Source organism: Prosthecobacter sp. (assembly GCF_044236155.1).
GTDB lineage: Bacteria > Verrucomicrobiota > Verrucomicrobiia > Verrucomicrobiales > Verrucomicrobiaceae > Prosthecobacter.
Genome location: NZ_JBIIHA010000017.1, coordinates 42,275 through 54,339, shown reverse-complemented (window position 1 = coordinate 54,339; position 12,065 = coordinate 42,275). Strand labels below are relative to the sequence as shown.

The window sequence follows — 12,065 nt, the reverse complement described above, 5'->3', positions numbered from 1 at the left end:
GAAATCTCAAATTTCCAACCGCCGCCGGCTGCATATGCTCGCCGCCATGAAGATCGCCCGCCTTCTCCTCATTCTGCTCGGCCTGCTGCTGCTCGTGGCCATCGCCGCGCCTCTTGCCGGCGCTTATGCGCTGCGCCGTTATGTGGACAAGGACTTCCTCGTCCAGCAGACCGAGAAAAACATCAACGCACGCGTCCACATCGACGACGTGACGCTCACGCTCTTCACCTGGCCGCCCAGCCTGCGCATCTCCGGCTTCAAGGTGGCCCCGCGTGACGAATTCGTCGGCCGTCCGCTCGCCGAGCGCCCGCCGCTCGCCGATGCGCCGCTGAAGGTGGACATGGCCTACGCCGAGCTCATTCCTGAGGCGCTGCTGCAAAAGCACTTCCTGCCTCGCGTGATCCGTTTCATCGGCGTGGACGTCCAGGAGTCGATCAGTCCCGACAAAGGCAGCTCGCTGGAAAAACTTTTCGTCCGGCCCATGGAAGGCGTCGCAGCGGCTGGCAGCGAGCCAGACGTAGCGCGTGCCATTCCCGTCCAGCCCGCGCCAACGGTGGCGACGAACGAGCCTCTCTCCGACGTGCCGCCATCCACCGGGGGCTCCGCTCCCTCCACACAATCAGCCCGGCTGGCCCTTCAGGAGATCAGCATCGAGCAAGGACGCTTCCGCGTCAGCAATCAGAGTGCCGACGCCCGCTTCGACGGCGAGATCAGCGACTTCAACCTCTCCATCACCGAGATCGACATCGACCCCGCCGACCTAGGCGGCCACAACCATCTCAAAGTCCGCCTCGGCGCAAAAGCGGTGCTCGACGGCGTCGCGCAAATCGGCGGTCGCATGCAGCAGGTGCGCTTCGCCGACATGCGCGTCAATGGCGAGGGTAATGTGAATCCCATCGACCCCGCCACGATGTCCTGGTCCCCGGCCGCGATGCTGAAGCTCGTCATCGACCGCGGCTCCGTCCTCGGCGGCCACATGACCATCGGCGACGCGGCGGGCGACCAGCTCGACAAGCTCATGAAATACGGCATCGACCTGCGCGGCATCCGCATCGGCGGCCCGTTGCAGCAGGATCTCGCCGTCCAGGTCCTCGCCAAGGATCAAAAAATCACCTTCCTCGACAACGCCCACCTCGCCATGCCCGACTACGAGGTCACCGTGAAGCGCGACTCGTGGCTCGACTTCGCCAAGGACGACCAGGGCATGCTCACGCGGCTGTATTGCGGCCCCGCCCTGAAGGAGCAGGTCGTGCGCGGCGTGGCCGCCCGCGGCCTGGGCGAAACGATTTCCCGCATGGTCGTCGATGGCTTCTCCGACGAACAGGGCCGCCTCGCCTTCGACCTCACCATCAGCGGCACGCTCTCCCATCCGCAGGTGAAGCCTGACATCCAGCGCCGTCTCGAAGGTCTCCTCGGCGGGGACATCGAGGAAAAGGCCAAAGGACTCATCGACACCTTCAAAGGCCTCAAATGGCTCTTCAAAAAAGACTGACCCATGCCACCACGCGTCCGCAAAGCCGTCATCCCCGCCGCTGGCTACGGCACCCGCTTTCTGCCCGTCGCCAAGGCCGTGCCAAAGGAGATGCTGCCGCTCGTGGACAAGCCGGTCATCCAATACGTCGTCGAGGAAGCCGTCGCCTCCGGCATCGAGGACATCCTGATCATCATCTCACGCTCGAAACGTCCCATTGAGGAGCATTTTCATCCCGCCTTCGATCTTGAGACCGAACTCGCCGCCAAAGGCCGTGACGCCGACCTCGTCGAGTTGCGCCGCATGCAGACCATGGCGCGCATCCACTTCATCTGGCAGCCAAAGATGGGTGGCCTCGGCGATGCGATCCTCTACGCGCAGGATCATGTCGGGAACGAACCCTTCGCCGTGCTGCTCGGCGACACGGTTGTCACCACCAACGATGCCAAACCCGTCACACGGCAGCTTGCCGATGTCGTGGAGACTTACGGCGGCTCCGCTGTCGCACTGCAACAAGTCCCACGTGAGAAAGTCAGCCGCTACGGCATCCTCGGCGGCGATGAGATCGCCCCCGACCTCATCCGCGCCACCTCCTTCGTCGAAAAGCCGAAACCCGAGGAAGCGCCCTCCAATCTCGCTGTCAGCGCCCGCTACGTGCTCTCGCCGCGCATCTTTGATCACCTCAGAAAGACACCACCCGGAAAAGGCGGTGAGCTTCAGCTCACCGACGCCATGGCCAGCCTTATGCGGGAGGAAACGCTGCACGGCCTTCGCTATGACGGCGCGCGTCACGACATCGGCAACAAGCTCGATTTCATCAAGGCAAACATTCACTTCGGCCTTCAGCGCGATGACATTGCTCCAGCGCTACGGGAGTATTTGAAGACGCTGGTGTGAGCGCATCAGGCTTTGAAGATTAATCCGCGTTTATCTGCGCCCGGGAGCAAAACTTCATTCGTGGGGGTGGTTTCATTGCCACAACCATGAGACTTCTTTTCCTTCTCGCCGCCACCAGCGCCACGGCCATCACGCCGAAACAGAGTGCCTTCTTTGAGGCGAAGATCAGGCCGGTGCTGGCGGACAAGTGCTACTCCTGCCACTCGGCACAGTCGGAGAAGGTGAAGGGCGAACTGCTCCTCGAGACACGTGCCGGCCTGCTCAGCGGCGGCGAGCACGGACCCGCCGTCGTGCCGGGTGACTTGAACAAGAGCCTGCTCATCACCGCACTGCGCTGGCAGGACGCGGATACTGGCATGCCGCCCAAAAACAAAGGCGGCAAACTGCCGGACAGTGTGGTCGCCGATTTTGAGCAGTGGGTGATGATGGGCGCTCAGGATCCCCGTGAAGGCACCGCCGTTGTCACCAAAACGTATGACGCTTCATCAGCGGAATCTTGGTGGGCCTATCAGCCACTCACGAAACCCAGCGTGCCGCAGCCGAAGGACACAAACTGGGCCAGAACGGACATCGACCGCTTCATTCTCGCGAAGTTGGAGGAGAGAAACCTCAAGCCGGTGGCCGATGCGGATGCCGCCACGCTCACGCGCAGGCTTTATCTCGATCTGACCGGCCTTCCTCCTCCGCCAGACAGTGAGACAAGGAGACAATCAGACAAGGAGAAGGGACTCCCCCCATCTCAAAGTCTCCCTGTCTCATTGTCTTCTCCCGAAAGCCTCGTCGATTCTCTTCTCGGCAACCGCCAGTTCGCCGAACGCTGGGCGCGGCACTGGCTCGACGTCGCACGCTTTGCTGAAACGACCGGCCGCGACGTGAATGTCACGATGCCCGAGGCCTGGCGCTACCGCGATTACGTGATCGACGCCTTTCAGGCCGACAAGCCTTTCGACCAGTTCATCCGCGAGCAGATCGCCGGAGATCTGCTGCCAGACAGCGGAGATGCCGATCGTGCGCAGAAGCTCATCGCCACCGGGTTTCTCGCGGTGGGGCCAAAGCCTCTCAATGGCACTGATCCGCGACAGTTCGCCGTCGATCTCGCGGATGAGCAGATCGACGCGGTGTCGCAGGCGTTCATGGGCATGACGGTTTCCTGCGCCCGCTGCCATGATCACAAGTTTGACCCCATCACGCAGAAGGACTATACCGCGCTCGCGGGCATCTTCCTGAGCACGGAGACACGCTTCGGCACCGTCGGCGGCGTGCAGGGCCGCAATGCGTCGAGCTTGATCGAGGTTCCCGCATCCGCCGGGCTCAAAAAGATCGACCGCCGCATGGATCCCGCCGTTTATGCACAGAAAAAAGCCGAGTATGACAGGATCCTGGCGCGTCGTGATGCCGCGCTAGCGGCACGTCGCAGCGGCGGTGGTGGATCGGATCAAATGTCCAGCTTTGACGTGGTCCGGCTCATCACACGCGCCAAACAGATCGAGACAGAGATCATCGCTTTCAATCCAGACGGCACAACCAAGCCACGCATCATGGGTGCCTTTGACAAACCTACCGTCGAGCCCTCCACAGGCCGCCCGCGCATGAATGCGAGCATGGGCGGGCCAAACTCACGTGGTAGATCCAGCAGCGGCTTCGACTCGATCGCAGACAGTCCGTTGTTCATCCGTGGCAGTATTGATAGGGAAGGCGATAGAGTGCCACGCGGCGTGCCTGAATTCATGGCGCATGGTACAAAACTTAACATTCCAAAAGGCCTGAGCGGACGCCTCGAACTCGCGAACTGGATCGCCTCACCTCAAAACACACTCACCGCGAGAGTGGCCGTGAATCGAGTCTGGCATTGGATCTTTGGCCGCGGGTTGGTTGAAAGCGTGGACAATTTCGGCGCGAGTGGCGCGCGGCCGTCGCATCCAGAATTGCTCGATTATCTTGCCCAGCAGTTCATCGCCGATGGCTGGAGCCTAAAGAAACTCATCAAGCACATCGTCAGCAGTCGTGTTTACCAGCTCGATACACGCTATGACGAGGCCAACCAGGTCGTCGATCCTGACAACACGCTGCTCTGGCGCATGAACACTCGCCGTCTCGATGCGGAGACGGTTCGTGATGCCATGCTTGCTGCCAGCGGTGCACTCGATCCGACGCCACAGGCTGGCTCGCTCATCGCGCTGGCTGGTGACGGACCCATTGGAGGCGAACGCTACCAAGTCTTGCAGGAGGAAGCCATCGTGAAGGCCAACGGCCGTCATCGCAGTCTCTACCTGCCCATCGCCCGTAGCATTCAGCCGGAGGTGCTGGCCGTTTTTGACTTCACGGATCCCAGTGTTGTGCTCGGCGCTCGTGAAACGACCATCGTCCCGCCTCAAGCCTTGTATTTGATGAACAGCGACTTCGTTTCCGAACAATCCGCTATCATGGCGAAGCGTGTGATGAGCGAAGCAGGATTCGAGAGGCGCTTCAGCCTTGCCTGTCGTCTCGCGTATGGTCGTGAGCCATTCGCAGATGAGATCGCTGCAGCTCGAAAACTCGACCACAATGACCTCTCCTCGTGGACCAGCATCTGCCGGGCCCTGTTCGCCAGCGCTGACTTTTTATTCCTGAACTGAACTGCCATGAAACGCCGCCACTTCCTGCAAAATACCTCACTAGGCTTCGGCTGGCTCGGTTTGTCCGCGCTGGCGGCTCCGCAGGCCGTCAAATCGAGCAAACGGGTGATCTTCCTCTGCATGCGTGGCGCGCCATCGCATGTGGACACGTTTGACTACAAGCCGAAGCTCAACGCCGACAGCGGCAAGCCAGGAACACGCGCCGGCACGCAGCTTCTCGGGTCACGCTGGAAGTTCGCACAGCATGGGCAGAGTGGGCAATGGATGTCAGAGCTGTTTCCTGAACTAGCGAAGTCGGCGGATGATCTGTGCTTCCTACACGGCATGCAGACCGATCTTCCGGCGCATCCGCAGGCTTATTTGAAACTGCACACAGGCAGTTCACAGTTCGTGCGACCCTCAATGGGCGCATGGACACTTTACGGCCTCGGATCGCTGAATGAGAACCTGCCGGGCTTCATCACGATCACGCCCGCGAGCGGTTTCGGCGGCGCGCAAAACTACGGCAGCGCGTTTTTGCCCGCGCAGCATCAGGGCACGCGCATCGGCGCGGAGAAACGGCCCATCGCGAACGCGGAGATGGCCAATTTACGACCGAAGCTCGATGCCACATCGCAACGGGCCGAGTTGGACCTCATTCAGGCGCTGAACCGCGGCAAGCTCGCCCGCGAGCAGCATGATCCACAGGTCGATGGATTGATAGAATCGTACGAACTGGCCTACAAGATGCAGAGCGAGATGCCCGTGTTCATGGATTTGAACAAGGAGAGCGAGGCAACGAAGAAGCTCTACGGCATCGGCGATGCGGTGACGGATGATTTTGGTCGCAAGTGCCTATTGGCGCGACGCATGGTCGAGGCGGGTGTGCGCTTCGTGGAGATCAATCACGGCGACTGGGATCATCACGCCGGCCTCGGCGAAAAACTGCCAGCAAGCTGTGCGGCCGTCGATCTGCCGCTGCGCGGACTGCTCACCGACTTGAAGTCACGCGGACTTCTCAAGGACACGCTCGTGAACTGGGGCGGCGAGTTTGGCCGCACACCGCATGCGGAGGGCACGGACGGCCGCGATCACAATGTCAAGGCGTTCACGATGTGGATGGCCGGCGGTGGTGTGAAAGCGGGCGTGAGCCATGGATTCAGCGATGATTACGGCTACGAGGCCGTCGATGGGAAAGTGAGCATCCACGATTGGCATGCGACGATCCTGCACCTGCTCGGCATGGACCACGAAAAGCTAACGTATCGGCATGCGGGCCGAGATTTCAGACTCACTGATATTCATGGTTCCGTGGTGCGGGAGATTGTGGCCTGATCGTTGAAATTGGTGAAAAAGGCCGCGCCCTTTTCGGAGCGCGGCCTTGCTGGTGGGTGGCAGTACGAAGCTTCACTTCTGGTCCGGCATTCCGCCTTGGATGCCTTTGCCGCCGCGGCCGGGGCCGCCTTTGCCTTGTCCTTTGCCCTTGCCTTTCCCCTTACCTTTGCCTTTGCCTTTGCCATGCATGGCTCCGGGACCGGGTGCAGGAGGTGCAGCAGGATCGGCCTGTCCATCGGCGGCGGCTTTCATGTGGCCGCCGCGGTGGGCGAATGCGGAGGGGATGGAAACCGCCAGCGCGGCGGCGATGAGGGTGACGAGTGTTTTCTTCATGGTGTTTGGAAGTGACCGGGTGGTTTCAGTCACGTGCCCATGATGATTCGCGAAGATGACGCGAAGGTGATGAGTCAGACTTTTTTGAGCGTGAAACTCAAAACCCCACGAGCTAGCGATGCGTCGAGTCGGCAGCCGATGGCTTTGGCAGCCTGCCGGGCGAGCGCCAGGCCGAGTCCGCTGTGGGCGCTGTTGCTGCGTGACTTCTCAGCACGCCAGAAGCGGTCAAACAAGTGTGGCAGGTCTTCCTGAGGCAGATCGGGCGCGGCGTTGGCGATGGTGATGCTGCCTGCATCGAGTTCGATCTCGATTCTGGTGGATTCAGGTGCGTATTCTACGGCGTTGGTGAGCAGATTGGTCAGGATGATGCGCAGCAGCCGCGCATCGGTTTCCATCGAAAGCCCGGGGGCGGAGCGGAGGCGGAGGTCGAGTTGCTTGGCGTCCACTTTGTCAGCGCAGGGTTGCAGGCATTCGTGACACAGGGTGCTGAGATCGACGGTGGAGAGCTGAAGGGCCGTTTCGCCGGATTCGAGGCGGGCAAGGGTGAGGAGGGCCTCGATCAGGTTCTCGAGTTGAGAGGCAATGGCGAGCGTATGAGCCGGAAGCTCGGCATCGGCTTGATCCGGCCATTTGAGGGCGACTTCGCCGAGCATTTTGAGTTCGGCGACGGGCGTGCGCATTTCGTGGGCGAGGTCGGCGCTGAAGCGTCTCTCGCGCTCGAAGCCCTGCTCGAGGCGATGCAGCAGCTCGTTGAGCGCGGTGTAGATCGGGCGCAGTTCAGCGGGAGCGGTGGTGGCATCAAAGCGGGCGTGCAGCGTGGGGGCGTCGATGCTGCGGGTTTGTTCGCCGAGTATCTGGAGCGGGCGCAGGCCGTGGCGCAGGGCGATGCTGACGAGGAAGATGGTGCCGCAGGCGGCTAGCAGGCCGGTGATGCCGATGCCGCCGAGCACAGAATTGAGTGTCTGCTGCGCGGCGGCGGAGTCCTTGGCGAGCACGATGAGATTGGAGTCGCTGCCGGGCCTGCCTTTGCCTTTTCCTTTGCCCGGGCCTTTGGCAGCGCTCGCGGCGGTGCGGAAGGCCATCATGCGCACGGGGCGGCCATTGGCGAGTGTGCCGGAGGTGAAGACGGGATCGGTGCCGGACACTTCGAGGGCGGGTAGCTGCATGTCTCCAAGGCTGCTGGATCGCTCGATAGCCTCCCCATTCGAGTTCCACGTCTGAAAGTAGGAGCCGCCTTGCGGATCGTGATAATCGGCGAGGCGGTCTTGCAGGCGCATGCCGCGTCCTCGCGGGGCGTTGTCATCGTCGGTGGTGTCACCGCGGGTGGTGAATCGTGCGAGCCGTGCATCGACCGCTAGCGCGGCATCGAGAGATTTGTGCAAGCTGTGGCGCACGCTGAGATAGACGCCCGCTCCGGCGGCGCACCACAGCACGGCAAGGCCGCCGAGCAGCCAGAGCGAGAGGCGTCTTTTGATGGAGGTCATGCGCGGCGTGCCTCCATGACATAGCCCTGGCCGCGTCGAGTGTGGATGAGCGGCGCGAGATCATCACGCACGGCGATTTTTTTCCGCAACGCACACACGGCGGAATCCACCACGTTGCTCATGGGCGAGACGAGATCGTCATAGATGTGCTGCTCGATCTGGGTGCGGGTGACGATCTGCCCGGCGCGGAGCATCAAATACTCCAGCAGGGCAAACTCGCGGGCGGTGAGATCGAGCGTGACTCCGCAGCGCATGGCTTTCCGCGCGGCGGAGTCGAGCATGAGGTCCGCCAGCGTGATCTCGCTGGCCGCGTTTTGATAACCGCGTCGGCAAAGCGCCTCGACGCGAGCGAGCAGTTCTTCCAGCGCGAAGGGTTTGACGAGATAATCATCCGCACCGCCGCGCAAACCGGCCACGCGATCCACGATGGCATCCCTGGCGGTGAGGAACATGACGGGTGTGCGGTTGCCGGAGGCTCGCAGGGTCTTCAGGATCGTGAAGCCATCGAGCGATGGCAGCATGACATCGAGGATGGCCGCATCATAGGGATGATCCTCCGACATCTCCAGCCCCTCGCGGCCATCGCCCGTGGCGTCCACGGCATAGCCGCTGCGCCGCAGGGCGAGCACGATGGACTCGCGCAAGCGGGTGGAATCTTCGACGACGAGGAGGCGCATGAGCAGGGAGGTGAGTGTGGGGCTGGAAGATGACGCGAAGATGATGCGGACGGAAGTGAGTTTTATGAGTGCGAGTCATAAGTCGGTCATCCAATGCGTCATTTTCGCGGCCTGCATCATGTTCGCATCATCTTGAGGGGCCACGCTTGGCGGCATGTTCCGCCGACTTTTTCTCCCTCTTCTCATTCTGACCGCTGCTGCTCAGTCGCTGGCGCAGGCACCGATGCCGGAGAGGCCGGAGGAGGCCCCGCAGCCGCCGGGGATGCGGGGCGGGTTTGGCAAAGGGAAGGGCAAGGGGAAAGGTCGGCCCATGACACCTCCGTCGCCTCCGGCATCACCGGCGACGGGTCCGACCATGCCAACGAAGCCTCCGCAGATGCCTGCGAACGCTGAGCAAGTGCCTCAAGCGCCGCAGAAGGCTGGCGCGGATTTTTTCAGCCAGAAGATTCTGCCGGTGTTGCAGCAGAAGTGCTTCAACTGCCATCAAATGGGCCGCAAGATGAAGGGCGGACTCGCGGTGGATTCACATGCGGCTTTGCTCGCGGGCGGGGACAGCGGCCCGGCGCTGGTGCCCGGTGATGCGGCGAAAAGCCTGCTCTATGTCTCGATGACCTACGCGGATGCCGATTTGCAGATGCCGCCGCGCGAACGTCTCTCAGCGGCGGTGCTGGCGGACTTCAAACAATGGATCGAGATGGGTGCTCCCTTTGGCGCTGGCAGCCCACCGGTCGCTGGTGGCACTCCAGCCACGCCTGCGGCGGAGGGCTCGGGATTTTTTGCGACGATCACGGCAGTGCGCGGAAGCTCCGTGACTTACACTCGCGACAGCAGCAGCGGCGGAGGCATGATGCGTGGCGGCATGGGCAAAGGAAAGGGCAGGGGCGGCATGATGCGTGATGGTGGCGCTGCGGAGACGACGCAAAAGGTCGCGGAGAAGGCGCTCATCACCACGGCCACGCTCGCGAGGCGAACTCAAGACTTGCTGGTCGGCATCGAATTGAGCGGTGGGCTGGCGAATCCAGCTTTCGAGGCGGTGAAGCAGGGCGGCGTGAAGGCGCATCTCGTGGTGAAGGACGGTCAGATTACCGAGCTGAACCTCATAACCGCGCAGGAGGAAAATGACGCGCCCATCGCGGTCAAACCGAAGCGTCCGCCGACAACCTCCAACAGCTTCAAACCATGAAACGCCTGCTTTTTCTGCCTCTGTTTGCCGCGCTGACCTGTCAGGGCCAGGAAGCCTCGAAAAAGGAGGTTTTTTGGTCTTTTCGCCAGCCGGTGAATGTTTCGCCGCCAGCGGTCAAAAATGCCTCTTGGCCGCTCAGCATAGTGGATCGCCATGTTTTGGCCGCGCAGGAGAAAAACGGCCTTTCGCCCGCGAAACCAGCGGAGGCGCGAGTGCTGGTGCGGCGGCTGTTTTTCGCCCTTTGCGGCCTTCCGCCCTCTGCGGAGATCGTGGAGCACTGGCAGCGTGAAATCGGGCCGGATTTGAATCAAACCGCCATCGCCGCACTGGTGGACTCGCTGCTGAAATCGCCGCGTTTTGGCGAGCACTGGGGCCAGCACTGGCTCGACGTGGCCCGCTTCGCCGAATCGACCGGCGGTGATGCCAATGGCATCCATCCTTATGCCTGGCGCTACCGCGATTATGTGATCGACAGCCTGAACGCGGACAAAGCCTTCGACCGCTTCATTCGCGAGCAGATCGCGGGCGATTTGCTGCCGATCTCGTCGGACAAGGAGTGGGCGCAAAATCTCGTTGCCACCGGTTTTCTCGCTGTCGGTCAAAAACTCGTTGGCGAGGTGGAGGACCGGAAGTTTCACGCGGACCTCGTGGATGAGCAGATCGATGCCACCACTCGCGCCTTTCTCGGACTCACCGCCGCGTGCGCTCGCTGTCACGATCACAAGACCGATCCCATCCCGCAGGCGGACTACTACGCGCTCGCCGCGATCTTCCGCAACACGGAGACGCACTACGGCCTCATCAAAGCGCAGTCGAGGCAGTATTCCACGCTGCTCGATGTCACCGGCATGGGTTTGTCTGCGGGCCGTGATGCGCTCACCGCGCAGCAGCTCGCCGAGATGAAGGCGGAGCAGGAGGCCACCGCGCAAAAGATGGACGACATCATGCGCACCATCCGCGGTGGCGATGGCGTGACCCGCGCCATGCTGCGGCGCTCCCGCACGCAGCGGGATCAAAGCGAGGCGCTGATGCAATCCTATGATGCCCAAGGCAACCCGCTCACCTTGATCATGGGCGTGCAGGACCGCGATGCGCCGCTGGAGACGCGCATCCTGGAGCGTGGCGAGCTGGACAAACCGGGCGCATTGGTCAGTGCGGGCTTTCTCCGTGCGCTGCATCCCGGGTCCACACCGCCGACACTGCGTCTGCGCGAGGGCAGCGGTCGATTGCAATTCGCCGACTGGCTCGCCAGCCCGCGCAATCCACTCACGGCCCGCGTGATCGCGAATCGCACCTGGCATTGGCTCTTCGGACAGGGCCTGGTGCGCACGGTGGATGATTTCGGTGCCACGGGAGACAAACCCACGCACCCAGAGCTGCTCGATCATCTCGCGCTGCGGCTCATCGAGCAAAAATGGTCGCTCAAGGCCCTCATCCGCGAGTTGGTGCTCACGCGCACCTGGCAGCAGGCATCCACTTTCGATGCGGAAGACTTCGAGCGCGATCCTGACAATGTTTTCCTCTGGCGCATGAGCCCACGTCGTCTCGAAGCCGAGGCCGTGCGCGATGCGATGCTCGCCGTGAGCGGCAAACTCGACCTCACCCGCCCCGCGAAGCCGCTCATCGCCGCCGCAGGCGAGGGCACCGTGGGCCAGGCCGTCTTTGAACCGGAGATCCGCAAAATCGCCGCTCCCGTGCGCAGCGTGTATCTGCCGCGTGTGCGCAGTGTGCTGCCGGAGATGATGGAACTCTACGACGCACCTGATGCCAGCAACGTCATGGGCGCACGCGAAACCACCACCGTGCCTTTGCAGGCCCTACACGCGCTGAACTCTGCCTTCGTCCGCGAGCAGGCGGAGGCATTCGCCACACGGCTGGGCAAGCTCACCGTTTTTGAGCAACTCGATCACGCTTGGCTCTCCGCCTTCGGACGCCCGCCAACCGCCAAGGAGAGAGAACTCGCCAACGCGTTCTCATTTGAGATGGAAGCGCAAAACCAAGCCAGCACCTCACGCGAAGCGGCGCTCATCGCTTTCGCTCACTCATTGCTCTGCGCAGCGGAGTTCACCGTCATTGATTGAGCCCTCGAAC

The 12,065-nt window shown here is 62.2% G+C and carries 10 protein-coding genes; 6 read left to right on the top strand and 4 right to left on the bottom strand.

Annotated features, from left to right (window positions below; translation table 11 throughout):
* Positions 1-46 precede the first annotated feature (46 nt).
* The 4 genes from ACILSE_RS15070 to ACILSE_RS15055 all read left to right on the top strand — a co-directional run bounded on the left by ACILSE_RS15070 (position 47) and on the right by ACILSE_RS15055 (position 6,297).
* On the top strand, positions 47-1,492 hold the full coding sequence (locus ACILSE_RS15070) for a hypothetical protein (protein WP_395718238.1): 1,446 nt from the start codon (positions 47-49) through the stop codon (positions 1,490-1,492).
* Between the two features lie 3 nt (positions 1,493-1,495).
* Positions 1,496-2,368, top strand: a complete 873-nt coding sequence (gene galU / locus ACILSE_RS15065) for a UTP--glucose-1-phosphate uridylyltransferase GalU (protein WP_395718237.1) — start codon at positions 1,496-1,498, stop codon at positions 2,366-2,368.
* Positions 2,369-2,454: 86 nt separating this feature from the next.
* Positions 2,455-4,983, top strand: a complete 2,529-nt coding sequence (locus ACILSE_RS15060; protein ID WP_395718236.1) for a PSD1 and planctomycete cytochrome C domain-containing protein — start codon at positions 2,455-2,457, stop codon at positions 4,981-4,983.
* Positions 4,984-4,989: 6 nt separating this feature from the next.
* Entirely contained in the window at positions 4,990-6,297 is a 1,308-nt protein-coding gene (locus tag ACILSE_RS15055) for a DUF1501 domain-containing protein (RefSeq protein ID WP_395718235.1), read from the top strand.
* A 72-nt stretch (positions 6,298-6,369) separates the two neighbouring features.
* Here ACILSE_RS15055 and ACILSE_RS15050 read toward each other — a convergent pair whose 3' ends face one another.
* The 4 genes from ACILSE_RS15050 to ACILSE_RS15035 all read right to left on the bottom strand — a co-directional run bounded on the left by ACILSE_RS15050 (position 6,370) and on the right by ACILSE_RS15035 (position 9,148).
* Positions 6,370-6,630 carry a hypothetical protein gene (locus tag ACILSE_RS15050; protein ID WP_395718234.1) on the bottom strand — a complete coding sequence of 87 codons (261 nt, stop codon included), beginning with the start codon at positions 6,628-6,630 and terminating at the stop codon, positions 6,370-6,372.
* 74 nt (positions 6,631-6,704) lie between these two features.
* Positions 6,705-8,114: an ATP-binding protein gene (locus ACILSE_RS15045; protein ID WP_395718233.1), complete on the bottom strand. Its 1,410-nt coding sequence runs from the start codon at positions 8,112-8,114 to the stop codon at positions 6,705-6,707.
* A complete protein-coding gene (locus tag ACILSE_RS15040; RefSeq protein ID WP_395718232.1) occupies positions 8,111-8,791 on the bottom strand; it encodes a response regulator transcription factor in 681 nt (226 codons plus the stop codon). The genes ACILSE_RS15045 and ACILSE_RS15040 overlap by 4 nt, the downstream gene beginning before the upstream one ends.
* A gap of 201 nt (positions 8,792-8,992) precedes the next feature.
* Positions 8,993-9,148, bottom strand: a complete 156-nt coding sequence (locus ACILSE_RS15035) for a hypothetical protein (protein WP_395718231.1) — start codon at positions 9,146-9,148, stop codon at positions 8,993-8,995.
* On the opposite strand from ACILSE_RS15035, the gene ACILSE_RS15030 reads away from it, so the two are divergent.
* Together ACILSE_RS15030 and ACILSE_RS15025 are read left to right on the top strand one after the other, a co-directional pair.
* On the top strand, positions 9,147-9,974 hold the full coding sequence (locus ACILSE_RS15030) for a c-type cytochrome domain-containing protein (protein WP_395718230.1): 828 nt from the start codon (positions 9,147-9,149) through the stop codon (positions 9,972-9,974). The two genes, ACILSE_RS15035 and ACILSE_RS15030, sit on opposite strands and share 2 nt — an antisense overlap.
* Positions 9,971-12,055: a DUF1549 and DUF1553 domain-containing protein gene (locus tag ACILSE_RS15025; protein ID WP_395718229.1), complete on the top strand. Its 2,085-nt coding sequence runs from the start codon at positions 9,971-9,973 to the stop codon at positions 12,053-12,055. The genes ACILSE_RS15030 and ACILSE_RS15025 overlap by 4 nt, the downstream gene beginning before the upstream one ends.
* Positions 12,056-12,065: the final 10 nt, after the last annotated feature.